The organism is Dyadobacter luteus, assembly GCF_003383615.1.
Taxonomy (GTDB): domain Bacteria; phylum Bacteroidota; class Bacteroidia; order Cytophagales; family Spirosomataceae; genus Dyadobacter; species Dyadobacter luteus.
In genome coordinates this window covers 33,231-59,219 of record NZ_QNUL01000026.1, presented here as the reverse complement: position 1 = coordinate 59,219, position 25,989 = coordinate 33,231, and the positions used below count along the sequence as shown (strand labels likewise).

Below are 25,989 nucleotides of genomic sequence, written 5' to 3'. Positions count from 1 at the left end.
ATCTGTTAGCCAGTGAACCTATCGCATGCGTCATCCTGAAAAGATGGCGCATGTTTCATTTTCCTGCTTCGCTTATTTCAAAATCTCCTATCCGATTTTCCACAATTATATCCTTGCATATTTAAAGGATTGATACCTTTGCAAACTGATAAATTGATTGGAATGAGTACAATTGAACATACCGCCGGAGCCATTGAAACCGGAGCCACTTACCTGCTGACAGACAGCCGTCAGATTTCGTTTCCTGCACAAAGTATCTTTTTCGCCATCAAAGGCCCTCGTCATGATGGTCATGTGTTTTTGCCGGAACTGTACCAGAAGGGCGTCAGGGAATTCGTATTGGAGATCGGTTCGTTTACACCTGAGCTACGTACACTCACCAGTACGTGGAGCGACGCCAGAATATGGGTAGTGGCATCGAGTATTAAAGCTTTGCAGAAGACCGTAATTGCACATCGAAGTAAGTTCTCTATACCTGTCATAGGTATTGTCGGAAGTAACGGCAAAACCATTGTAAAAGAATGGCTGGCGCAGTTGCTTGCTCCTGGGCAGCGTCTGGTGGCGAGTCCGAAGAGTTACAATTCACAGATTGGAGTTCCGCTTTCTGTGTGGAATATGAGTAAGGAAAATACGCTTGGGATCTTCGAAGCAGGTATTTCGCAGGCACATGAGATGGAGTACCTGCAACAAATCATACAACCTACAACTGGTATTTTTACCAATATCGGCTCTGCACACGACGATGGTTTCAGAAGCAGAAAGCAAAAGATCACAGAAAAACTTCGCCTTTTCACCAAAGTTCAAAAGCTGATTTACAGAAAAGACTATACGGAGATTGATGAAGAAATCAGTCTGATACTCCGGCCTGTCAATCCTTTCCTTAAAACAGTAAGCTGGAGTGTAAACGGCGGAGCAGATGTACAGGTAAGCTATACTTTCAAGAGAACGACCACACTCATTAGTATACAGGGCACGTTAGGCTCACACCGGTTTGAAACTATTTTCCGGGACGAAGCATCTCTGGAAAATCTGATACATTGTCTGGTATTCATGCTGGATTTCGGTATACCGGCCTCAATCATTCAACAGAGAATTGAAGTGCTGCGTCCTGTATCCATGAGACTTGAACTGAAAGAAGGAATCAATCATTGCTATATCATCGACGACGCCTACAACAACGACCTGCAGGGATTGTCGATGGCGCTGAATTTCCTGGGACAGCAAGAGCAACGAAAACTGAAGACAGTTGTACTTTCTGACGTGTTGCAAACCGGACAAACTCCTGCTGAACTTTACAATGTCATAGCCCGGTTGCTCAAAGAGAAAAATATAGATCGGCTTATCGCTATCGGCCCTGAAATCACTAGTCAGGCAGATTTATTTCAAATCGAACAGAAGGAATTTTATGCTGATACGGATGCCTTCCTGAGAGATTTCGCGTATGCCAGTTTACATGACAATCTGGTTCTTGTGAAGGGAGCCCGGCCATTTTCATTTGAGAAAATCGTACACAGGTTACAGCAAAAGGTACATGGAACAGTGCTGGAAATCAATCTGGACGCACTCACGCACAACCTCAATTTCTACAAATCGAAGATCGGATCCGAAACCAAAATTATGGTAATGGTGAAGGCATTTGCCTATGGTAGCGGAAGTTCGGAAGTAGCATCACTTTTACAATACCATCGTGTCGACTATCTGGGCGTGGCCTATACAGACGAAGGCGTTGCATTGCGACAATCCGGCATTACGCTACCTGTGATGGTCATGAACGCTACTCCTCCCACTTTTGATCTGCTTTGGCAATATAAATTAGAGCCGGAAATTTACAGCAGAGCAATTCTAACTGAGTGGATTGCTTATATCCAAAAACGAAATGATCCATCCGAAGCTCCGGCAGTTCACCTGAAACTGGATACCGGCATGCACCGGTTGGGCTTTACAGAAAATGATTATGATTGGCTTGTGGAGCAACTACAACTCAATCCTGCCATTAAAGTTTCATCCATTTTCTCACACCTGGTTGGTGCGGATGAAGGGGAGCATAACGATTTTTCAAGATTACAATATGAGCGGTTTGTAAAAGGTGCAGCGCTGATAGAGACCTCTCTGGGCTATCCTGTAACCCGACATATTCTTAATTCTGCAGGCATTGTACGTTTCCCGGAATACAAACTGGATATGGTACGGTTGGGCATTGGCCTGTATGGTGTGGAAGCAACGAGTCGTCAACAGGATGCGTTACAAACCGTAGGCACACTTAAAACGGTCGTTTCTCAAATTAAATACCTGGCAGCGGGTGAAACTGTGGGATATAGCCGTAAGGGCCAGATCACGCATAATTCGGCCATTGCCACGCTTGCGATCGGTTATGCTGACGGTTATGACAGAGGTCTTGGAAATGGGGTTGGTAAAATATGGGTAAACGGAACGTTGTGCCCCACAATTGGTAACATTTGTATGGACATGACCATGGTGGATGTTACCGAAGCTGATGTAAGCGAAGGTGACGAAGTAATCGTTTTTGGCAAAGAAAGACCGATTACGGATCTGGCAAAAAGCATTGGCACCATTCCTTATGAAATTCTGACCGGAATTGGTGAGCGGGTCAAAAGAGTGTTTTACAAAGAGTAAATAAATAAAACGCCTTCAGTTTTCTGTTCTGAAGGCGTTTTATTTACATCTGATAATAATTTATTCTTCTACGAGAGGTGCTTCGGTCTCAGGCTCAGCCCCTTCTTCAGAAGCAGTTTCTTCTGCTTTAATTTCTTCTTTCTCAAAAAGCTTTGTTTGCATCACATCTTCCAGTTTCACATCATAAAATGCCTTATGGATGTTAAGCGGCTCAGCACCTTCTTTCATTTTGCAATGCAGATAAGATCCATCCTCCTGCATTTCGTACGCATTCACATTGTCCTGTAAACTGAAATACAAAATATGAATGGCCTGCTGACGCACTCTTGGATCTACCAGTTTGAAAAGTGACTCAATACGTTTGTCAAAACTACGTACCATCGCATCTGCACTTCCGCCATACACTACCGGTTCTCCTTTCTGATGGAAATAGAATATTCTGGAATGTTCCAGGAAATCGCCAACAAGTGAACGCACAGTAATATTCTCACTTAATCCTTCACGACCCGGTCGCAGACAACAGATACCACGTACGATCAGCTGAATAGGTACTCCAGCCTGCGAGGCCTGATACAACTCCAGGATAATATCTTTGTCTTCCAGAGAGTTGATCTTAATACAAATTCCACTTGGCAAGCCTGCTTTGGCATTTTCCGCTTCCTGCCTGATTAATTCTATCAGTGTTGAACGCATATAACGCGGAGCGGTAATCAGGTTCTGGTATTCCGTCGGCATTGAATGCCCGGTGATTACGTTGAAGAACTCCGAAATATCATGCGTATACTCTTCATTAGAGGTCAGCAGACCAGTATCTGTATACAACCTGGATGTATCCTCGTTGTAATTTCCACTTGAAAGGTGCGCATAACGAAGTACACGGTTTCCTTCATTTCTCACAATCAAAAGCAATTTGGTATGCGTTTTGAGTAAACCGATACCATAGATTACGAAACATCCCGCTTTCTGTAAACGCTGCGCCTCTTTAATGTTATTTTCCTCGTCAAACCGCGCTTTTACTTCAAACAGTACCGCCACGTGCTTTCCGTTCTCAGCTGCATGCAGCAAAGCTTCTGTTACGCGGGAATTCTTGGCAAGCCTGTAAATGGTCAGTTTAATAGAAAGTACCTTCGGATCTTCAGCAGCTTGTTCCAGTAACTGCAGTACAGGTTCAAAGTTGTTGTAAGGATGATGAAGCAGAATATCCCTCTCCTTCATGACCTCGAAAATATCAGGAATACGATCCCTCTCCAGCCCAAGCGGTGGAACGGGCGGATGTATGCTCGGAAGCTGATCTTTAAATTCAGGATGTTTGATAATACCCCACAAGGAAGTATAATCAATCAATCCTTCAACAGGGAACACATTGTGGTCATCAATCTCCCAGCGTTTTTTGATCAGGTTCAGCAAATCAGGATTAATATCCGCCTCTACAGAAACCTGCACTACCCTGCCTAAACGACGGTTTTTGATCTTTTGCTTGATCTCGTCAATAAAATCTGATTCTACATCATCACTTTCCTCCAGAGAAAAATCGCCGTTACGGATGATTCTGAACAAGTTTGTAGAGACAATATCTACATTACGGTATAGCTTATGTATATACTCACGAACTATAGCTTCTATAGGCAGGAACAACACTTCTTCCTCCCGCTCAATCACATAGAAACGTGGCAGGTTCAAAGGCAACTGGACGAACGAAAGCTTACGATCTTCCTCGGAGTCTGTTCCTTTCACCTGTGTAATCACACCCAAAATCAATACCTTAGCAAGCAATACCGGGAAAGCGTGGGTATAGTCAAAAAGCATTGGCGTGAGCATCGGATATACCGTCCGCTCGAAATACTCTTCTACATCTGTAATTTCGTCCTTCGTCACTTCTTCCAGCTTTATAATTCTGAACCCATGACTGGCGAACAATGGCGCAAGCTGATTGGTGTAACATGCATCCTGACGGCGGATATAATCATGCAACTCCCTCATCATCAGTTTACGGAAAGGAATTTCCCGAAGTCCTGAATAGTCAAGTCGCTCCTTACCAAAATCCAGGTAGTTGTATAAGCTTCCTATCCTGATGCTGAAAAATTCATCAAGATTGGAAGAAGTAATCGCCAAAAATTTAAGTCTGTCAAACAAATTTCTTTCTTCATCAGAAGCCTGATCCAATACACGATCGTTGAATTTCAACCAGCTCAGATCTCTGCTTATAAAATCACTTTGCTGTACGAGTGTATTGGCCTTCTCTACAGAACTTGCAAATTTCGTATCTTCCATAGGTACAGGCTCTTTAGGATTTTTGAAAAAGGAAAAGATATTACTTAGTCTACCTCTCTTCTCATTACTGTATATGGGATCTGATGGGCCTGGCATATAAAATTCTTTTTAAAATCTATTATAGCGTATGAAATATACGAATTCAACGAAAGTACAAACCTATTCTTTTTGTTGATGTGAACTTTATGTTAAGTTTCACAAAAAAACGGATGACTGTTCTGATCAGTCATCCGTTCAAATCTTGTGCCGGAGCTAATCGCTACACGTCCACACGTGCATATTTAGCATTCTTTTCAATGAAGTCTCTTCTAGGACCCACTTCGTCGCCCATCAGCATAGAGAACAGGTGATCCGCCTCTGCAGCTGATTCGATAGAAACCTGCTTAAGACTTCTATGATCAGGATTCATAGTTGTATCCCAAAGCTGCTCAGCATTCATCTCACCAAGACCTTTATAACGTTGGATTCCAACAAGGTCTTCTCTTCCACCACCCAGCTCTCTCACTGCAACTTCACGGTCTGCCTCTGTCCAGCAATAACGTTCTTCTTTACCCTTTTTAACCAGATACAGAGGTGGCTGAGCAATGTATATGTATCCATGGTCAATCAAAACCTTCATATAACGGAAGAAGAAAGTCAGGATCAGCGTTCTGATGTGACTACCATCTATATCCGCATCGGTCATGATTACGATTTTGTGGTAGCGAAGCTTATCTATATTCAAAGCTCTTTCGTCCCCATCCTTACCGATCTGCACACCCATTGCGGTGAACATATTCTTGATCTCTTCGTTCTCATAGATCTTATATTCCTGCGCTTTCTCGACGTTCAGGATTTTACCTCTTAGCGGCAAAATCGCCTGGAATGCACGGTTACGTCCCTGCTTGGCAGTTCCACCCGCAGAGTCCCCTTCGACAAGATATAATTCGCAAATAGCAGGATCCGTTTCAGAACAGTCAGACAACTTACCAGGCAAGCCGGTTCCTGTCATCACGTTCTTACGCTGTACCATTTCCCGTGCTTTTTTAGCAGCAATACGTGCTTTCGCGGCAAGAATCACTTTATCAATGATTACCCTTGCCTCCTTTGGATGTTCGGCGAGATAAGTATCGAGCATTTCCGCCACTACCTGGCTCACCACACTCACCACTTCTGAGTTACCCAACTTCGTTTTGGTTTGCCCCTCAAACTGAGGCTCAGCTACTTTTACCGAAATTACGGCAGTAAGACCTTCACGGAAATCGTCTCCACTAATCTCAATTTTCTCTTTTGCAAGAATACCTGATTTCTCCGCGTAGTTTTTCAACGTACGTGTCAATGCCGCTCTGAAACCCTGTACGTGCGTACCACCTTCCACAGTGTTGATGTTGTTCACATACGAGAACACATTTTCTGCGTAGGATGTATTATACATCATGGCAATTTCCACAGGAACGGATCCTTTGGTATTTTCCATGTATATAGGTTCAGGGATCAATGCCTGACGCGTTCCTTCCAGATACAGAACAAACTCGTTCAAACCTATTTCCGAGTAAAATTCTTCACCGCGGAATTTACCTTCTTCGTCTTCTTCACGTTTGTCCACAAGTGTAAGTTTGATACCCTTATTCAGGTACGATAACTCACGTAATCTTGTAGATACAGTTTCGTATTTATATTCTGTTACCGTAAAAATGGTAGCATCAGGAAGGAAATGAATGATCGTCCCTGTTTTTTCAGATTCGCCGATAACGCGTGCAGGATACAAAGGCTTACCTTCGCTGAATTCCTGTTCGAAAATTTTTCCTTCACGGTGCACTTCTGCTCTCAAATGCACAGACAATGCATTCACACAAGAAACCCCTACACCGTGCAAACCTCCGGAAACCTTATAGGTGTCCTTATCAAATTTACCACCGGCGTGAAGTACTGTTAAAACAACTTCAAGTGCGGACCGCTTTTCCTTCGGGTGCATCCCGGTAGGAATACCACGGCCATTATCAGTAACTGTGATTGAATTATTTTTCTCAATAACGACGTTGATGGTGTCACAATACCCAGCCATCGCCTCATCTATGGAGTTATCGACAACCTCCCAAATCAAATGGTGAACACCTTTAAAACCTGTGTCACCAATGTACATCGCCGGACGTTTGCGAACCGCCTCTAAACCTTCAAGAACCTGGATATTTTCGGCTGAATATGAATTCGCTTCCAGCACTGCTTCGTTTGACATATATTTTGTTTTACCCGAGAATAAAAGAGTATTTAAGCCATTTTATAACGTGCAAAGATACACTTTTTTTGTCGTTTAACCTAGCGTTTACCTACCCGAACCGCACGCATAACAAGGAGGCACGAGAATCCTGAAAACAGGATAAAACCTATTTTAAATTCATCGTTACAGATTCATTGAAAATGAATGACTTAAACCATAGAAGTAAGTATTTCGGAAGCATAAGCAGTGTGAAAGGGCTAAGAACAGTATCTACTCAACATAGTAAGCACCGTCTCTCAGGAGAAGATGTTGATCGATTTTGTGAAACACCATTTCTCCTTTTGGATCAATATCCAAAATGGCAAGACGGTACGTTCCCGGACGCAGATCATCAGGCCTGAAGAACGCACTAAATCCTGGTTTGTAATATTTACCTTCTGTGATAATCACTTTCCTTGCCTCCACTTTTGACGTTCCATTTTTCAAGTAGGATTCGCCCGTGGCAGGGTCCCAAAGCACAAGATAACGATCCGCAAAAAATGGCTTAAATGAAGGCAGTTTGCAGCCCGACAAGAAATAATAACGTTCATACTCACCCGGTTTATTACCCAGTTCCATCACTTCAAGATAGGTTTCATAATGTTCCACCGATTCAGGCGAATGTTTGATCAGAGAATCTACAACCTGCTTACTCACCGGAGGTGCAGGCGGACTAAATATACCATTTTCATAGGCGGGAGCCATGTAAAAATCTGCATTTTCCAACAAGGGACGCGGAACCGAAAACATCGTGCGCGTATACAGCCAGTTGTAAAGATCCGCCTGATACTCCATCCTTTTCTTAGCAACTATCCCGGTGTAGCTATAAAAAGAATACAACCAGTAGAACATAGAAATACCGATCATGCCCACCAATACCAAGCGTTTTCTGAATAAGGGTAGGTAATTGAGAAGGAAAATATAAAAAATAACGGTTGACATGCATGTATACAACTGAAAACGACTTGTGATTGTAGTTCCTGCCCAGGACCGGAACACAGCAATAACCAGACTGGTGATAAAGATAAATACGAGCAGAGAGAGTAATTCCAGTACGCCTGGTTTTAGAGATGATTTGTTGCGCTTGTAATGTTTCACGATTCGGAATACAAGCAGCAATCCTGAAATACAGATAACTATACCAAACAATGTAGACCAAAGCTCAACATCTCCCCACAGCGAGACTTGTGAACCTATAAAACCAAATAATGAGGTAATAAATGTGACTGCATCATCCGGCAAATGCGTTGCTTGTCCACTTTCATAACCCATCATATATACGCCAAACGAAACGAACATCGCCAGAACAATTATCCCTGCTTTCCTGAAATCCTTGATACACAGAAAATAGAATACCAGTGCCGGATACGACAGAATCCCGTTGCCATGTGTAAACGTAGCCAGAAAGCAACAAATGATTGCCAATACCAGGGAAAAGTTAGATTTCCTTCCGGCGAAAATAAGTGCAGTAACTGTAAACGCAGTAAGAAACGTATGCTGCATTCCATTCAGAGCCCAACCCGAAATATCGTGGTACAGTGGATGAAAATACAAAAAAAGTGCGGGCAAAAAGTAATAAACAGGCAACTTCGTTTTCCTGAACTGGAGGTACAGAAAGTAGAAGATATAAATAATATTGACCGTAACCAGGAACAGGTAAAACCGGAAATTAAGTGTACCTGTAAGTACATACTCAACCAATGCAATGAAACGGGGAACAACTGCCTTATGATCATTGAAAGTTTTAAAAAGCTCCCGCAGTATATCCCAGGCACCTAAACTTTCATCACTAATTGTCTGAATAAACTGAATGAGCAGAAAGTCATCCTGAAATGGAAAGTTGACTGAGAAGAAATAGTTGTAGGAAGCGTAAAGCAGAATGATCAGAAACGATACTGCCAGGGCAAGCTTTTCTTTCATAATTAATCGCCTTGACACAGCCGCTTCTCTCCGGGGCTGAAACACTGTATCAAATATCTGTTGAGAGAGTTTGTAGATTTAGGTTTCCTATTTCAAAATCTTAAATAGTATAAATTCTATACCAACACATATACGTCACAAAAGAACTTCTTATTCGGTATTCAAAATCGAATAGACTTCAGTATCATAAAAGCTTCCATCAAAATAGAATGCCTCTTTAAAACAAGCTTCTCTTCTAAACTTATTTTTGACCAAAACACTGGCAGACTGCACATTATCCGGATTTATACGCGCCTCCACGCTATGCAATTTCATGGATTCAAAACCGTACTTCAGAACTACCTGAATGGCTTCGTGCATTAATCCTTTTCCCCAAAAGTCCTGTTGAAGTATATACCCTATTTCAGCCCGGTAGTTCTGTCTCTCTAACCTGTGAAATCCTATAGTTCCTATCAGTCCTGAATCCTGGTCTTTCAGGCGAATGGCCCAGGTAATGCCGTTGCCAGACCGCAGATGATCCTGATAATGCACAATGAGTGCTTCTGCTTCGGAAAGGTCTTGTAAGACAGGTTTACCTATATAGCGCATGGCAAACGGATTGCTTCGGAGCCGAAAAATACCAGCTATATCTCCAGGCGTGAGTTGATATAAAACAAGACGTTCTGTTTCCAATACGGGAAACGGATTAAAATCAGTGTTGAGCATGAACCCGATGTTTTTGACATACCATTATACGAAAAACAATCTGTATAGCATGAAAACAGACACTTAATCCCCCACTATTATTTCACTGCTTTATAGGTATATACAGTGTGTGGAAAGATAAAGTGAGCCACAACTTTTGCCACCAGACATGCAATTACGATAGGAACGAAAAGAAGGTAGTTATCAGCAATGGCACACACCAGAAAGATAGCTGTGAGGGGGGCATGTATACTTCCACTCAGTACTGCAGCCATACCAATTAACATAAAGTTCACAGGAATCACATTCAGATGGAAAAAGTGATTAAGCAGAGTGGCCATGATCAGTCCCAGAAACGCCCCCATAAATAAACTTGGGGCGAAAACTCCCCCATCTCCGCCAGCTCCCAGTGTTACTGATGTAATGATAGGCTTTAGAAGTAGAACCATAAACAGAGACGCCATCACCAACATTGCGGATTGCGTGGTGAGCTTGGTGAGATCCTTTATTCCCGAATAGCCTTCTCCGTATAAACTCGGAAAGAAGAAGATAAGGGATGAAATAATAAGTGCTCCTAAAATAACTTTGATATAGCTCTTCGGAATACCGCCGAAATACGTTTTAAAGAACAGCACACTTCTCGTCAGATAGACAGAGTAAAAGCCAGCCACAATACCAAGCAAAATAAAGTATGGCAAAGCATGCTGCTGCCAGCCACTCACTTGAAAACTAAAGATCTGTTTGAAAAAAAAGAACCTTGTCAGTAAATAGGAAGCAAGTATAGCGGTGATCACACTTGCAGTATGGAGTTTACTTCTTCGGTTTGTAAAAACCTCGAATGCGAACAAAAAACCTGCAATAGGCGCATTAAAAAGAGCCGTCACACCTGCGGCCAATCCTGCACATACCAGATCCGTCCGGTATTTCCGCAGAAAATTTACTTTTCTGCTGGATAGCGCACCCACAGAGGCCGTCGCAACAACCGTAGACACCTCTATTCCCGTAGAACCACCAAAGATGACAGTCAAAAATCCATTAAAATAGTGAGATGGAATTTTGTAGGCGGGTAGCGTCGAGTCGTTCTTGTTTATCGTATCGAGTACTTCCTTAATTCCCTTGTTTGCCTTATTTCTGAATAAGTATTTACGCAATATGTGGATCGTAGAAAGCCCGATCAACGGCAAAGCAAACACAAGATATTTATTGAGGTGCATCTGATGAAAGAACATTTCCTCATAGTGCTCAGTCATTACTTTCAAGGTATCTGCGATCAGCGCGGATAAAACACCGGTGAATGCAGCTGCCACTAATACCGCCCCTACTCTTTCAGCCTTCTTTATTCTGTAAATTCGATTTGTCATGATTTCTGATGATTACCGGTATCTTCTTTCCCAGAGTTTGTACCAGTTTTTATTAGCCGGATAATTGCGGTGCGCAGCCCATTTATTGACCATAATTGCGACAAGCAATAATATAAGCACTCCACTCAGTACCGGACTTAACACATATAGATAACCTAAACTTGTAATTTTTTCAGATCCGATATTCGCAATTAATGCAGTAGCACCACCAGGAGGATGGAGCGTTTTGGTAATCTGCATAAAAACGATGGAGAGCGAAACAGCAAAAGCAGATGAAAGCCATATTTCGTTCGGAATGATGTAATGAACGGTAACTCCCACGATTGCGCAAATTACATGGCCGCCAATCAAATTGCGGGGCTGCGCAAGGGGGCTATTCACAATGCCGTAAATCAAAACCGAAGAGGCGCCGAATGAGCCGATCAGAAAAACATTATCTGTTGCACTGAAACTTTCCCTGTTGAGAAGCCCTATAAGCCCGATTCCCAAAAAAGAGCCAATGAAAGTCCAAACATGATCTCTGAAGTCGATCAAAGTCTCTTTATATACAACATAGCGGGCTATCCGTATGTGTTTTCTGAAGCGCTTTTTCAAAACTTAAAATAATTATATTTCCAAACTCCTAATAGAGAACCCGTCCCGTGCGTTTATGGTTCTTTAATTATAAATTTAGATGATAAAAAAATTGTTAAATACTGATCAGAGTATTTAGAATTTGTGCAAACTGACATAGAAAATGAAAGAATTGAGATGATGGTATATCTTTTATGTCTGTTAAAAATCTATATTGGGAGCATTGAAAAAGCGGTTTCAGCACCAGCATGAATTACTTAGACGAATTTAAAAAATTTCTATCCAGCCATTACCTCTCGACAGGTGTGAGATTAACCTTCGGAGCGGTCATTCCAAGTTTGATATTCCATCATTTCGGAATATTAAGTGAAATGATTGCTTTCCCGCTGGGCACATTACTTATTGGAAGTACAGACAATCCCGGTCCTTTTCACAGGCGGCGCAATGCACTCATGATTGCGATACTTGCGTGTTTCGCAGTAGCTTGTATTACAGGTTTTCTAAGACATGTTCATTTTATAGTCTTTGCCGAAATCATTGTTTTCGGTTTGTTTTTTTCGCTCATCGGCGTATATGGCAACAGAGCCAATAGTATAGGGCTCATTGCCATGCTCGTTTTCGTATTCAATATTGACGATCACCTGAGCGGAGACGCCGTACTACGCAACGCACTCATCTTCTCTGCCGGTGGAATCTGGTATCTGCTGCTATTTCTGATTATTCAGACACTGCGCCCCTATCTGCTTATACAGCAATTGTTAGGAGAAAACTTTGTGGAGCTTGGCAAATTACTCTCGATCAAAGCCGGGTATTATTTTGCTAAACCGAAATACGATGATCTGTTCACTCAAATGATTCATCAGCAGGTAATTCTGCGCGAAAACCATGAAACTCTTCGGGAAATCATTTTCAAAACCCGTGAACTGGTAACAGAATCGACTAACAAAAGCCGGATTCTGATGCTGATGTTTCTGGATAGTATTGACCTGTTTGAAAGGATTCTCAACTCACAACAGAATTACGCCAATCTGCACAGGGCTTTTGACGACACCAAAGTGCTTCGCCTTTTCGGAACCTATATTACTTGGCTTGCCGGTGATATTCAACAGATTGGCCTGGCTATTCAGAGTGGATTTCCTTCACACTCCAGACATGACCTGGACGAAGCCTATAACAAATGCCAGTCAGCCTTTGAGCGAACACGCCGCGACCGCATGACGCACGAAAACATGGAGGATTATATCATGCTCCGTCAGATTTTGAACAGCCTCCAGGATATTACCGAACGTATAAAAAAATTGCACAGAGCCACCACCTACGACGCATCCCTGAGTAAGGATTACCATGTGGACTTCGGTGTCGATAATTTTATTCCAAAACAGGAATACCAGCCACAAACGCTGATTGACAATTTATCGCTCAAATCAAGCCATTTCAGACATGCTTTAAGAGTGACACTTGCCTTGCTGATTGGCTATACAGCCTCTCTTTTCTTCGATTTCGGACACGGATACTGGATTTTGCTCACAGTAGTTACAATTATGAAGCCGGCATTCAGTATTACCAAGCAGCGCAACCTGTATCGTATCGCGGGTACGATTATAGGCGCAGTATCCGGTTTCCTTATTCTTTACTTCATCAATGACGGAACAGCTCTGTTCATTCTGATGATGGTAGCCATGGTACTGGCTTATACCTTTATTAAAATCAACTACTTTGTAGCCTCCATCAGTATTACCTTATACGTTCTCTTATGGTTTAATATTCTGAATCCGGCTCATATTACAGCTGTGCTTCAGGATCGGGTTATAGATACAGTAATAGGTTCTGTTATTGCTTACTTTGTCTCTTCCTATGTACTGCCGGTTTGGGAGCATTCTCAAATCAATCAGTATATCAAAGAAGCCATCAAATCGAACAGAAAGTACTTTGATACGGTGGCAGCCAAATTCGCGGGCAGAGCATTGGATGTAAATGAGATGAAGATAAACCGGAAAGATGCCATTATCGCACTTGCCAACTTGTCTGACAACTTTCAGAAAATGCTTTCTGAACCGAAGCGTCGCCAGCTCAAAATGGAAGAATACCATCAGTTTGTTGCGACCAGCCACATGCTTACATCTTATATTGCATCATTGTCTACCTATGCACAAAATAATGCGCATACAGGTTATGCAGTAGAATTTGAATTGATGATCAGACAAATAGACCGGCAGTTTCAGGCAGCGGCCGATGTATTGGGTGGAACTATTCAGGGTAATCTGGATATCACGAGGGAATCACTTCCTCAGAATCAGAAGCTGATTGAACTACTCAACACAAGAAAAAAACAGATCAAAGAAATAGGTATTGAATTGTCGGCACAATCACCGGAAAGAAAGGCGCTTTCAGAATTAAAAACGATCAATGGTCTTTTTGAGCTGATCAGCACCATCACGATTGATGAAATTAAAATCTTACAAAAAATTGTAGCTACGAAAGGCTAATGCCTTTTCACATCAAAAAAATATATGTTATCAGGAACTGAAAGAAAGAATATAGAAGCCGGACTGGCTGTTGCGATTGTACTCAAACAAGACCAGCGCTCGGGAAAACTTACGCATGGTATTGTGAAGGATATTTTAACTAAGGCTCCTGTACACACGCATGGGATCAAAGTGCGGCTCACGACGGGAGAAGTAGGCAGAGTGAAAGAAATAGAGACCGAAGATTTCTAAACCTTAAATTACAGTCATGAAAGTACACACAACCAACTATATCGACACTTTTATAGAAGTGGCTGAAGACAGCATCGTCTCCGGCAGTGAGGTTCCGCCTGCAAAGGGTGACAAAAAAACGATTGCTAATAGGCAGTTTGATCTTATCAGCCGCAACCCCTACCAATTCACTTCTGATGATGTACTTTTTAAAATTTTTGCAGAGAAAAAAGACCTTACCGAAAGCGAGCTGGAAGAAGCCAGAAAGGAATTCTTCAGCAAAGGACAAGCTTGCCTGAGGGCATCTCCCTTACCTAAAAAATATGGCTGGGGTATTCATCACGACCACGATGGAAAAGTGGCATTATATGGTTTGGGTACCGAAAAATATGAAAAGTTTAAAAACGACCAGGAGATTAAAACAGTGAAAGCAATGAGATCGGCGAGGGTTAAATAATGGCACACTTTTGGAGATAGCTATTTCAAACAACATTATGAAAACCATGAAATCGCTATTTTCAGTAGGAGTTGCAGCAATCCTCCTAACAAGCTGTAACAGTGAATCAAAGAAGCAGGAAGCTGCTTTGAAAGCCAAGCAAACAACCATCGATTCTATGCAGGCGGTCATTGCCAAACAGGCCATTATTGACTCTATGAACAATGTAATGGCTCAAAAAGAGCAGGAATTAGAGAAACAAAATGAGGAAAACAGCAAACAAGTTGTAGCAAATAACAACAGCAGACAGGCGCAAGCAGCAGCACCAGCTAAGAAGAAATGGAACCATAAAGCCAAAGGAGCTGTGGTAGGTGCTGGTACTGGTGCAGTCACCGGAGCCATTATCAATAAAAATCGTGCAGAGGGTGCACTTATTGGTAGTGTGATCGGAGCTGGCGTTGGCGTAGGTACAGGTGCGATTGTTGACGCTCAGAAGAAAAAGAAAGAGAAGAACAACTAGTGTTGTTACAAACACATAAAAACAGAAAAGGGATTGCTTCGTGTAGTCCCTTTTCTGTTTTCTGATCGGACTATTTGCTGTTTTTCACAACCTGATCGGCAGTGCTTTTTAAAACTTTGGCAAACTCATCCGAAACCTGCTCCGGATGAAAATGTAGTTTCACAGGACTTTCTTTAAACAGCACAGCATACCAAACCAACCCGCCCAGATAACATCCTGCTTCGTTAGCATGGTTGGCATCAAAATCAAGCTTTTGACTGTTGTTGTATTTATAACCGACATGCAGGGAATTTTTCTGTTCAGGTAAATTGGGGTAAACTGCATTCGCTACATCAAATTTCGAATCCGGCACATAGGCTGTTTTAGGATTGGAGTTAATACGCCAGAAAGCATCACCGACCGGAAAGAGTTTTATGCCCAGTTCCTTTACAATTTTGTGGTAAGACGCTCTCGACTTTTCCCACATTTCTTTTGCGTCCGCCGCAAACACTTCATTGGCAGTTTGGGTAAACTTTTTGGCGTCAACCCTATATGCCCAGGTTTGCTGCATAATGATTTTAGCATCAGGCTGAATAGATTTCACAAGAGCAACAAGTTTGCGGGCATAGGGCATGTAAGTCGTAGAATCACCCGAGTTCATTGAATTCTGCTGAATAGTTACGACATCCCATTTACCAGCCGATAGTAATTCTCTCAGCGACTTTCCATTGTAAGCCTTTCCTTTAGGATCCTCCGGATTCCTCTCTGCGGCTTCGGCAATTTCCCAATGGCGTTGCAACGAACATCCACCCAGTTCTGCACGGCCTATTTTAAGAGGATGCCCGCCTTCTTCTGCAAGCTTAGGCAGGTATCTTGTGGCATTTTGGGAAAAGCTGTTTCCAATCAGAAATAGTCGGAGTGAATCTCCCTTCATTCCCATAGATCTGGCTTCCCCTGATTTAAGAAGCACCAGAACCAATAGTAAAAGGAGGCTGATTACCGTTTTTTTCATTTTTAATTCTTACAGGTTTAGTATAAAATTCATTTTAGGCTTAATACATAAAGCATTCAAAATACAATTCTACGGTTCATGAATGGTAAATGAAAATGATTTAGTACAATTGCAGCTCATACAACACAATGCCATGGAAATAAGAAAACATAAGGAAAGTGACAGGCCAGCCATTATGAAGATTATGCAGCTTAATACGCCGGAATATTTTTCACCAAATGAAGAAAAGGATCTCATTTACTATCTGGATGAACACGCCGGAAATTACTTTGTTGCTGAGGAAGATGGCGTTATTCTGGGCTGCGCCGGATTCAATATTTCCCAGGATGGTCGGATCGGAGGATTATCCTGGGACTTCGTGCATCCTTCTGCGCAAGGAAAAGGGATCGGCTCTGCCCTCACAATTTATCGTCTGGAAGAAATCAGGAAAATTGAAACCGTGCAGGTGTTCTCTGTGCGGACATCCCAAATGGCCTATCCCTTTTACGAAAAATTCGGGCTTGTAGTGAAGGAAATTGTAAAGGATTACTGGGATGCAGGCTACGACTTATATCATATGGAAGTAGATATCAAGCTTGCGGGAAGAACCAAATAATAATTTTTAAATGTAAAGGCCGGGAATCTTATGAAACCCGGCCCTTATATTTCCTGAGAGCGTACTACTTCACTTCCTCGTAGTCCACATACTCACCTCCCTGAAAACGGGAGCGGTTGATATCAGGTGGCACATTATCTACACGTACACCCGCTTGTTTTGCACGTTGCTGTTGCGCTTTATATTGTCTTTCCTGCTCTTTTACGAGTTTACGACCTACTAATAAGTGAAATATAAATCTTCTGAAAACCGGCACGAAAGCCAGCAGAAGCATAAATATAAAAAGGATATTAAGTATAATTTTCATCTTTCAATGGTTTATTGCTCTTTCTATAACGTAAACCTCGCACTAATTAGCACACGAATATAGGCAAATCCTGTTGAAAGACCCAATTCGAAGTTGAACGGATAAAATCAGGTTTCAACGACTTTCCAACTATACTTCCACCGTATTATTGGCTTCTTTATCTGCCACCTGTGCGATTGCTTTCGGTCGTAAAATCAAGCGCAAAGACTGATCGTAGGTAACATAGCTCCATACCCAGTTGATCAAGGTCAACACTCTGTTTTTAACACCGACAATAGACATCAGGTGAACAAACATCCACGTAAGCCAGGCAAAGAAGCCCTGGAACTTCCAGAACGGAAGATCGACTACAGCACGGTTTCTTCCCACTGTTGCCATCGATCCAAGGTCTTTATACTCGAAAGGAATTGCCTTTTTACCATCCAGCACTCTCCACACATTCCTCGCCAGCGCTTTACCTTGCTGCATCGCAGGTTGTGCCAGCTGAGGATGCCCGTTTTCCCACTTTCCTTCGGTCATCAGGGCCACATCGCCCATCGCAAAAATATTCTCATAACCTTCCACGCGGTTGTAACGATCGACTTTAATCCTTCCTCCTCGTGCAATCACTTCCGGATTGAGACCATTCAATGGGCTTGCCTTGATACCTGCCGCCCAAACAAGATTGTCCGCGCGTAATTTCAGTCCCTGTTTAGTGGTAACATATTTTCCGTCAAAGCCGGTAACAACCTGTCCCGTATGAACGACTACGCCCATATCTTCCAGATACTTTTTAGACTTTTCAGAAGATTCCTTAGACATCGCTCCGAGCAACTTATCAGCACCTTCCAAAAGGTGAATCTGCATTCCTGAAAAATCAATTTCCGGATAATCCTTCGGAAGAATAAAGGAGCGCATTTCAGCGAGTGTACCTGATAGCTCCACACCAGTAGGGCCACCGCCTACAACAACCACACTCATTAAACCTTCACGTTCATCGTCTGTAATGGCACAAAGCGCATCCTCAAAGTTTTGAAGAATCCTGTTCCTCAACCCGATTGCCTCAGAAACCGTTTTCATCGGAATAGCTCTCTCCTCAATTTCCTTCATCCCGAAATAATTGGTGCTTGCACCGGTAGCTATTACCAGGTAGTCGTAGGTAATCTCTCCCAATTCAGTATCAATAGACTGACGATCCGGGTTAATCTGCAATACTTCCGTAATACGGATGTGCACATTCTTTTTTGACTGAAATACTTTTCTTAGCGGAAAAGAAATTGCACTCGCCTCCAAGCCAGCCATAGCCACCTGGTAAAACAGTGGCTGGAACTGATGAAAATTATTTCTATCTATCAGAACAATCTGTAAGTCGTCTCTCTTGGCGATTTCACGTGCAAGGGCAAGGCCACCAAAGCCTGCACCTACAATCACCACTCTTTTAAAATTCGTATCTGGAATATTCGGTAACATATATCAATAGGTTATTTCCATTCAGGTGGTTAAAATAACCATACCCAAATTATATAAGCGCCTTAGCACTCTCAACAACTCGCTCATAATAAGACTCATAATGAGGCAAAATACGAGCAACATCAAATTCTTTTGCTCTTGCAAGCGCGTTAGCTTTGAATGTAGGAAGGTTGTCGTCGTGCAGAATATAAGCTGCATTCTTCACCATATCATCTACATCGCCCACGTCGCTCAAAAATCCGGTAACTCCGGATAAATTCAATTCAGGTAAACCGCCTGCATTGGAGGTGATCAATGGCACTTCACAAGCCAATGCTTCCAGGGCTGCCAATCCGAAACTTTCCGATTCAGAAGGCATCAGGAACAAATCAGCTACAGATAATACCTCTTCAATAGCATCCAGTTTGCCCAGGAAACGAACGTCTGAAAGCATATCCAGATCCTTGCAAAGCCGCTCAATACGCGCTCTGTCCGGGCCATCCCCTACCAGCAATAACTTACTTGGCAGTAAATTCCTAAGCTTATTGAAAATCATAATCACATCATCAATCCGTTTCACTTTACGGAAATTGGATGTATGTACAATCAGCTTTTCATTGTTGGGACAAATTGCCAGTTTGAAATGCTCCTTCTTCTGACGGTTAAAACGGCTCAGGTCAATAAAATTAGGAATGACCTCAATGTCCTTCGTTACATTGAAATGCTTGTAGGTATCTTTTTTCAACGAATCAGAAACAGCCGTGATGCCGTCAGACTGATTAATACTGAATGTAACAACGGGCTCATAGGATTCATCTTTTCCTACCAGAGTAATATCAGTACCATGTAATGTTGTAATAACGGGAATATTTATGCCCTGCTGCGCAAGAATCTGCTTGGCCAGATAAGCCGACGAAGCATGTGGAATAGCATAATGTACATGAAGTAAATCAAGCTTGGCACTCTGTACTACGTTCACCATATGGCTGGATAAAGCAGACTCATAAGGCGGGTATTGAAAAAGTGGGTACGTAGGTATATTTACTTCGTGATAATATACGTTCTCATTAAAGAAATCCAGCCTCTGAGGCTGAGAATAGGTAATAAAATGAACCTGATGACCTACTTTGGCGAGCGCTTTACCGAGTTCGGTAGCCACCACACCGCTTCCTCCGAAAGTAGGATAACATACAATTCCAATTTTCATAAGTTTTTTTCTAATCGTGGTGATATGTTGGAAAAATGGAGAAATCTCCTCGGATTTTCCATTGATGACAAATCACTAACACAAATTAAATCCAATTTATCTCAAACGGAATGAGAAACATTCTAATAATTGTCAATACTGCGGTAAAATGAATAATTTTACCGTCTCAATCATATTTTACAAAGAATTACAATGAATGCGTCTGCGCGCTCTAAGGTAACCATACGTGATTTTGTTGCAGGAAGCGTGCGGCTGGTTCGTATGACTAACCTTGTGATATTGGCCCTCACCCAATATTTCACAAGAATTCTTTTGATTGGTCCGAGGCATGAATGGAAACAGATCATTTCCGACCCAAAAATGTTTGTGCTGTCTCTTTCTACTGTTTGTATAGCAGCAGCAGGATACATCATCAACGATTACTTCGATATTAAAATCGATATTGTCAATAAACCCGAGCGCGTGGTTGTTGGCCGGTATCTCAAAAGACGCTGGGCGATGGGTGCGCACCAGGTGCTTAATGTGCTGGGCGCTTTGCTGGGCCTTCTGGTAAGTCCGTGGATCTTCCTTGTAAATGTTTTTTCAATCACCCTACTCTGGTTCTATTCCGAAAGGTTTAAACGAAAAGCATTTATAGGAAACTTTATCGTTTCCCTGTTGACGGGCCTGTCCTTACTCATCCTGACTGTCTATTTCCCGGATAATCGGCACCTGGTTTTTATCTATGCAGTTTTTTCTTTCTTTATTTCGCTGATCAGAGAAGTTGTGAAAGATATGGAAGATATCAAAGGAGATGCTGCCCATGGCTGCCGAACACTTCCGATCGTATGGGGAATTCCACGAACCCGTACTTTTCTTTACGGGGTCATATTCCTATTTGTCTTCACATTATTTTTGATGGCGAAGGTGCTCGATAATCCTGTACTGATCTGGCTGTTTCTGCTGTTGCTGATTCCGATCGCTCATATGATCTTTAAATTGAGCCGTTCGGACACAAAAAAAGAATTTAAAGAGATCAGTAACCTCTGCAAAATCATCATGCTGCTAGGGTTGCTGACCATGCTTTGGGCTTAACCATTTTTCCGTTTGCTCAATAGTGGAAAGGATTGGTCTTCTACAAAATTTCAAATCCTATATTTATCCTGTCGAAACTTAATCACTCTTCAAAATGAAAAAAAATATACTTGTTATACTACTGCTAATCGTCGCAGTGACCCGCTCCCTGAACGCACAAGACTGCATGGGGTTTAATCTGAAGGCCGGCAGCGGGTTTGAGATGGAAAATTTTGATGGCAAAGGAAAGTCGGTGGGCAAACTCATTTACAAAATTGCGAATGTTGCAAATGAAGGAGGCTTTGTTGTATATACAATTGATTTCGAATCACTGAGTACAAAAGGAAAGTCTGAGCTTAAGAATACCTATACAATGCGCTGCAAAGGAAATGTGCTTGCCCTTGATACCAAGTCACTGATAAGCCAGGAGCAAATGAAATCTCTTGAAAACTTTGAGATGAAATTCACTTCAGACGATATTGAATACCCTGCCAAACTGAAAGCAGGAGAAAAGCTGAAAGATGCAACGCTCAAAGGTGAAGGTGCTTCAGGTCCGTTGACAATGACCATGAATATGCTGATCAGTAATCGTGTTGTGGGAGAACAGGAAAAACTGACTATACCTGCCGGAACGTTCGATGTACATAAAGTTTCTTCCGATATGCTGATGGAAACCCAAATGGGAATCAAGATCAAAATTGACATGCAGACTATATCCTATCGCGCTGACGGCGTGCTTTGGGATTTAAAAACAGAGACTTATCGCAAGGGAAAGCTGATGGCATCTTCTGTTTTGACCAAAATATACTAATCGCTTATTACCGGTAACTAAACGGCTTCCGGTGAATCGGGAGCCGTTCTTTTTTATAGCTTTGCCGGATGCTTCAATTTTACGAAGCATGTTTTTCAATTATCAGCTCAATATCAATGAAACGTATTGCCATTTTCGCCTCCGGATCCGGCTCCAATGCCGAAAAAATATCAGCTTATTTCTCAGACCGGACCGATGTGGAGGTTTCTCTCATTCTGACAAACAATCCGCAGGCCGGAGTTATCGCCCGTGCCCGCAAACTTCACATTCCTGTGCTGGTATTCGATAGAAAAACATTCTACGAATCGGAACGAATCCTGGAAATTCTTAAGAATAACAATATTGATCTGATTGTTCTGGCTGGTTTTATGATGCTGATTCCTACTTATCTGGTCAATGGTTTCGAAAACAAGATGGTCAATATTCATCCTGCGCTTCTTCCGAAATATGGTGGCAAAGGTATGTATGGAAGTTTTGTACATGAAGCGGTTGTGGCAGCAAAGGAGAAGGAATCAGGTATTACAATTCACTTCGTAAACGAGCATTACGACGAAGGCAACATTATATTCCAAACCAGCTGCGAAGTACTTCCTACCGACACTGCGGACGATGTGGCTAACAAAATACATGTGCTGGAGCATGCTCATTTTCCACAGGTAATTGATCAACTTATTTCACAGGCCTGAGCTAACGCACTGATATGATCAATTTCATACTGGCCGTACTTTTTACCGTGGCGTTGTACCTGATCATGAGGGCGTATCCTCAGTATAAGGTCAACTCTTTTCACGCCATTGTATTTAACTATTATTCCTGTGTTGCTACAGGTTTGCTGCTTACACCGGATTTAAGCGTTTTCAGTCAGGTTTCTGCTACCTCTATGGGCACCCTGCTCACTTTGTCGCTTGGAACCATGTTCGTAATTGCCTTTATGTTCATCGGTCTTACTGCTCAAAAAGTAAGCGTGACTGCCGCCTCTCTTGCCGGTAATATGTCGCTGGTCATCCCGGTACTGTTTGGCTTATTTATATTTAAAAACAACAATAAAGAATTCACAGCACTCAACTATACCGGCCTTCTCGTAGCCTTGGTGGCTTTGGCACTGGGGGCAGTTCAGGTTTCGGATAAACAAACAAATACAACCTCTCCGAAAAACTCTGCCGGCTATCTGATGTGGCTGTTACCGGTATTGACTTTTCTGGGAAGCGGCACCAATAATACACTCATCAATTATTTATCTGCGACCTATTACCCTCCAGGGCAATCCACGGTATTCATGATCATTGCCTGCGTAGGTGCAGTCCTGATCGGCACAGCTTTACTTATTTATAAGCTACTGGTTCAAAAAGAAAAACTGATGGCACGAAGTGTATTGGGCGGACTTCTCCTTGGGGTACCCAACTTTTTGTCTTTGTATTTTCTTCTGAAAGCACTGGCAGCGTTTGGTAACAGTGCTGCCTACGTTTTCCCGGTTTACAATATTCTCACCATGCTGGTTTCCTCTTTTGCTGCATGGATTTTTTACAAAGAGAGACTCAATATTTACAACAGGATAGGGTTATTACTTGCAGTGGCTGCCATAGCGCTCATCTCCTATCAGGAACTGGGATTGTAATTACCCCGTTACCAATACAGCATCAATTACCTGAAATGACAAATACAGCTCCACTATTACGTATAGGAAAATCTACTTCTGACCTCAATAAACGACAAAAAGAATTCAATCTGCTTTGTGAAAAAATCGCAAAGCTGGACGAACAAATTCCTGAATTGGAAAACGCCAGAGACGAAATCATTCGCCGGATTCCGATTGATCTGAATCCTTTGGTGATGGAATATCAGGGGATAAGGGTAGACATTATTCATTTAATGGACAGGACTTATGAAGCTGATCTCTACCGCAAAATCTACCTTACCAAGCTGTCTTATCTGATAACAGAAGGTGCTTTCGAACTCATTGCAAACTATGGTTTCGACGAATTAAAACCGGTATACAATAAGTATTCTGAAATTGATATTGAAAAGGCATTGCTCCTTGCCAGCCAACAGCCCGAAAAAGTAACAGATCCCGCATTTCTGCTTGAAGAAGACAATCCTATAGTGGCCGAATTTCCTGAAAACTTTCACGAATGGGATGATGCTGAGCAGCAACGATACAAAGAAGAAAGAAGAGCCGAAAAAATTCAGGCGCGGATTCAAAAAGCGAAACAGCAACTTGATCAGCAAAAAACGACCAAATCTGTAAGAACAGTGTATATGGATCTGGTGAAAGCATTTCATCCGGATCGAGAAAGTGATGAAGCGGAAAAGGTGCGAAAAACTGAAATCATGCAGCGTGTAACGCTAGCCTATCAGCAGAACGATTTGATGACGCTACTTAAACTTCAGATTGAATTCGATCAGATCGGCGAGGAGCATCTTGAAAAACTGACCAAAAATCAGCTTAATTATTACAACAAGGTTCTTTCTCAGCAAATCGCAGACCTGGAAGCGAAAAAGGAAGTAGTACAAAAAGAGATCTCGGCACTTTGCGGACTTCCTTATCAGCATATCAATTCCTACATCACGGCCGTTGTTAAATTCAACTCCAACGTAAACGAGATGAAGTCTGAGATAAAGAATATCAAACTCGTTTACAAACAATGGAAAACACCGTCAGTCTTAAAAGCATATCTAAAAACCTATCAGATTCCGAATGAAGTACATTCAGATGATGATGAAGACTGATTATTCCTTATATTGAAAATAAAAACCTAACCTCTTAACCATGACCGAACCAGCCAACAATATTCGTCCGCAAATTGGAATCTTTGATCTCGGAATGATTGTCGTTAGTCTGGTTATTGGAATAGGTATTTTCCGGACTCCGGCTATTGTCGCAAGACAAGCCGGAAGCGAAGACGTGTTTTTCTTAGCCTGGGCTGCGGGCGGTTTGGTAAGTCTGATCGGCGCCCTGGTATTTGCCGAGATTGGTTCGCGTCATCATTTTCCCGGTGGGTTTTATAAGTTGATATCGACCGCCTTTCATCCTGTTTACTCATTTATGATCAACTGGGTGATCGTGCTTACCTACGGAGCCGGAATGGCCGGCGTAGCGCTGATCGGATCAGAGTATATCAATCCGCTACTGCCCGATGCGTTACATTCGAGAATAGGCATACAGGGTACAGCTGTGATTACGCTCCTCTTTTTCTATATGGTGAACATGCTGGGAATTAAGTCCGGCTCACGTATTCAAAATCTCCTGAGCTCTCTGAAAATCGTAATGATGCTGGTTCTGTGTACGGGTATATTCTTCGCGACTAATCATTCGTCAGAAGAAGTGATAGCACCGGTTCAAAATGGTGGCTGGCTAGCTGCTTTTGGGGCAAGCCTGATCGCGGTATTCTACACATTCGGGGGTTATCAGCAAACGCTGAATTTTGGAGCTGATATTAAAAATCCTGTTAAAAGTACGCCCCGGGGCATTCTGCTGGGTATGTTTCTGATCATCGCTCTGTATATGTCTATCAACTATGCCTATTATAAGGTACTGGGGTTTGAAGGACTGAAATCATCAAACCTGATAGCGGCTGATACAGCCAAGGCACTTTTCGGATCAGGTGGTGAGATCTTCTTTTCAGTGGCTATATTTCTGTCGGTACTCGGCTTCATCAATGCGACCATGCTGTCACTTCCGAGGGTCTATTATGCCATGGCAGACGACCGTATATTACCCGGAGTTTTCAAAAAAGTGAACTCCAAAACACAGGTGCAGGAATTTGCATTGACATTTCTGATTGTGACTACGCTGCTGTCATTGCTGATGCTCGATACTTTCGAGCAAATTGTCAACTATGTCATGTCTGTCGACAGCATCGCACTGGCCAGCTCTGCCGCTACCCTGTTTGTTTTTAGAAGAAAGGCCGGCAATCCTGATCTTCACACAGGCTTTAAAATGAAAGGATACCCATGGCTTCCCGCATTTTTTGTGCTTTTCCTGTGTATAATCGCTATCAATGTGATTGTAACCGACCCATCTTCCGCTATCGTAGGCTGGGGATTGTTCCTGGGTGGCGCTCCGCTGTATTTTCTGCTCCAGAAGCTGGGGAACCGTTCCTGACTTTATCAGGAATTGCTACATTTTACTCTATTCTGTAGATAAGATGCCACATGTTTACCGCAATTGATCATCTTTCAAAAATTGCAATGATCTTATATTGACCTGAACGATAGCATTTTGCGCTGTTTGGTTGTTTTCTATTGATCTGGTATAAGAATTGATAT

General features: G+C 42.4%; 22 protein-coding genes. 12 read left to right on the top strand and 10 right to left on the bottom strand.

Annotation, left to right across the window (positions count from 1 at the left end; genetic code table 11):
* Nucleotides 1–162 precede the first annotated feature (162 nt).
* Nucleotides 163–2,634, top strand: a complete 2,472-nt coding sequence (locus DSL64_RS23270) for a bifunctional UDP-N-acetylmuramoyl-tripeptide:D-alanyl-D-alanine ligase/alanine racemase (RefSeq protein WP_115833348.1) — start codon at nt 163–165, stop codon at nt 2,632–2,634.
* A gap of 60 nt (nt 2,635–2,694) precedes the next feature.
* On the opposite strand, the gene ppk1 is transcribed toward DSL64_RS23270, so the two are convergent.
* From ppk1 to DSL64_RS23240, 6 genes are all read right to left on the bottom strand, one after another.
* The gene (ppk1, locus tag DSL64_RS23265; protein WP_115833347.1) at nt 2,695–5,001 is read right to left on the bottom strand and encodes a polyphosphate kinase 1; all 2,307 of its coding nucleotides are present in this window, start codon (nt 4,999–5,001) and stop codon (nt 2,695–2,697) included.
* Nucleotides 5,002–5,164: 163 nt separating this feature from the next.
* The gene (gene gyrB, locus DSL64_RS23260) at nt 5,165–7,120 is read right to left on the bottom strand and encodes a DNA topoisomerase (ATP-hydrolyzing) subunit B (RefSeq protein ID WP_115833346.1); all 1,956 of its coding nucleotides are present in this window, start codon (nt 7,118–7,120) and stop codon (nt 5,165–5,167) included.
* 252 nt (nt 7,121–7,372) lie between these two features.
* Nucleotides 7,373–9,061, bottom strand: coding sequence for an EpsG family protein (locus tag DSL64_RS23255; protein ID WP_115833345.1), 1,689 nt, complete (start codon nt 9,059–9,061; stop codon nt 7,373–7,375).
* A gap of 150 nt (nt 9,062–9,211) precedes the next feature.
* Nucleotides 9,212–9,766: a GNAT family N-acetyltransferase gene (locus DSL64_RS23250; RefSeq protein ID WP_115833344.1), complete on the bottom strand. Its 555-nt coding sequence runs from the start codon at nt 9,764–9,766 to the stop codon at nt 9,212–9,214.
* 77 nt (nt 9,767–9,843) lie between these two features.
* Nucleotides 9,844–11,106: a chloride channel protein gene (locus DSL64_RS23245; protein WP_115833343.1), complete on the bottom strand. Its 1,263-nt coding sequence runs from the start codon at nt 11,104–11,106 to the stop codon at nt 9,844–9,846.
* 12 nt (nt 11,107–11,118) lie between these two features.
* Entirely contained in the window at nt 11,119–11,700 is a 582-nt protein-coding gene (locus tag DSL64_RS23240; RefSeq protein WP_229217201.1) for an HPP family protein, read from the bottom strand.
* A 227-nt stretch (nt 11,701–11,927) separates the two neighbouring features.
* Between DSL64_RS23240 and DSL64_RS23235 the strand changes: the two genes are divergently transcribed.
* From DSL64_RS23235 to DSL64_RS23220, 4 genes are read left to right on the top strand one after another with little or no spacing between them, the layout of a single operon-like run.
* Nucleotides 11,928–14,165 (top strand): FUSC family protein, encoded by a 2,238-nt coding sequence (locus tag DSL64_RS23235; RefSeq protein ID WP_115833342.1) that lies wholly within the window; start codon nt 11,928–11,930, stop codon nt 14,163–14,165.
* A 24-nt stretch (nt 14,166–14,189) separates the two neighbouring features.
* Complete coding sequence (locus DSL64_RS23230; RefSeq protein WP_115833341.1) at nt 14,190–14,396, top strand: YwbE family protein; 207 nt, start codon at nt 14,190–14,192, stop codon at nt 14,394–14,396.
* 16 nt (nt 14,397–14,412) lie between these two features.
* Complete coding sequence (locus tag DSL64_RS23225; RefSeq protein WP_115833340.1) at nt 14,413–14,832, top strand: DUF6157 family protein; 420 nt, start codon at nt 14,413–14,415, stop codon at nt 14,830–14,832.
* Nucleotides 14,833–14,869: 37 nt separating this feature from the next.
* Nucleotides 14,870–15,331 carry a YMGG-like glycine zipper-containing protein gene (locus DSL64_RS23220; RefSeq protein ID WP_229217200.1) on the top strand — a complete coding sequence of 154 codons (462 nt, stop codon included), beginning with the start codon at nt 14,870–14,872 and terminating at the stop codon, nt 15,329–15,331.
* A gap of 70 nt (nt 15,332–15,401) precedes the next feature.
* On the opposite strand, the gene DSL64_RS23215 is transcribed toward DSL64_RS23220, so the two are convergent.
* A complete protein-coding gene (locus tag DSL64_RS23215) occupies nt 15,402–16,322 on the bottom strand; it encodes a DUF4886 domain-containing protein (RefSeq protein WP_115833339.1) in 921 nt (306 codons plus the stop codon).
* 133 nt (nt 16,323–16,455) lie between these two features.
* On the opposite strand from DSL64_RS23215, the gene DSL64_RS23210 reads away from it, so the two are divergent.
* Nucleotides 16,456–16,917, top strand: a complete 462-nt coding sequence (locus DSL64_RS23210) for a GNAT family N-acetyltransferase (RefSeq protein ID WP_115833338.1) — start codon at nt 16,456–16,458, stop codon at nt 16,915–16,917.
* A gap of 64 nt (nt 16,918–16,981) precedes the next feature.
* On the opposite strand, the gene DSL64_RS23205 is transcribed toward DSL64_RS23210, so the two are convergent.
* The 3 genes from DSL64_RS23205 to bshA form a co-directional block, all read right to left on the bottom strand.
* On the bottom strand, nt 16,982–17,224 hold the full coding sequence (locus DSL64_RS23205) for a DUF4834 domain-containing protein (protein WP_115833337.1): 243 nt from the start codon (nt 17,222–17,224) through the stop codon (nt 16,982–16,984).
* Nucleotides 17,225–17,353: 129 nt separating this feature from the next.
* Nucleotides 17,354–18,673 carry an NAD(P)/FAD-dependent oxidoreductase gene (locus DSL64_RS23200; protein WP_115833336.1) on the bottom strand — a complete coding sequence of 440 codons (1,320 nt, stop codon included), beginning with the start codon at nt 18,671–18,673 and terminating at the stop codon, nt 17,354–17,356.
* Between the two features lie 49 nt (nt 18,674–18,722).
* Nucleotides 18,723–19,859, bottom strand: a complete 1,137-nt coding sequence (gene bshA, locus DSL64_RS23195) for an N-acetyl-alpha-D-glucosaminyl L-malate synthase BshA (protein WP_115833335.1) — start codon at nt 19,857–19,859, stop codon at nt 18,723–18,725.
* A gap of 192 nt (nt 19,860–20,051) precedes the next feature.
* Between bshA and DSL64_RS23190 the strand changes: the two genes are divergently transcribed.
* The 6 genes from DSL64_RS23190 (at nt 20,052) to DSL64_RS23165 (ending at nt 25,825) form a co-directional block, all read left to right on the top strand.
* A complete protein-coding gene (locus DSL64_RS23190) occupies nt 20,052–20,933 on the top strand; it encodes a geranylgeranylglycerol-phosphate geranylgeranyltransferase (protein WP_115833334.1) in 882 nt (293 codons plus the stop codon).
* Between the two features lie 94 nt (nt 20,934–21,027).
* Nucleotides 21,028–21,723: a TapB family protein gene (locus DSL64_RS23185; RefSeq protein ID WP_115833333.1), complete on the top strand. Its 696-nt coding sequence runs from the start codon at nt 21,028–21,030 to the stop codon at nt 21,721–21,723.
* A gap of 116 nt (nt 21,724–21,839) precedes the next feature.
* On the top strand, nt 21,840–22,409 hold the full coding sequence (gene purN / locus DSL64_RS23180; protein ID WP_115833383.1) for a phosphoribosylglycinamide formyltransferase: 570 nt from the start codon (nt 21,840–21,842) through the stop codon (nt 22,407–22,409).
* 14 nt (nt 22,410–22,423) lie between these two features.
* Nucleotides 22,424–23,338 (top strand): hypothetical protein, encoded by a 915-nt coding sequence (locus DSL64_RS23175; protein ID WP_115833332.1) that lies wholly within the window; start codon nt 22,424–22,426, stop codon nt 23,336–23,338.
* Between the two features lie 35 nt (nt 23,339–23,373).
* The gene (locus DSL64_RS23170) at nt 23,374–24,450 is read left to right on the top strand and encodes a hypothetical protein (protein ID WP_115833331.1); all 1,077 of its coding nucleotides are present in this window, start codon (nt 23,374–23,376) and stop codon (nt 24,448–24,450) included.
* A 40-nt stretch (nt 24,451–24,490) separates the two neighbouring features.
* Nucleotides 24,491–25,825 carry an APC family permease gene (locus DSL64_RS23165; protein WP_115833330.1) on the top strand — a complete coding sequence of 445 codons (1,335 nt, stop codon included), beginning with the start codon at nt 24,491–24,493 and terminating at the stop codon, nt 25,823–25,825.
* Nucleotides 25,826–25,989 lie beyond the last annotated feature (164 nt).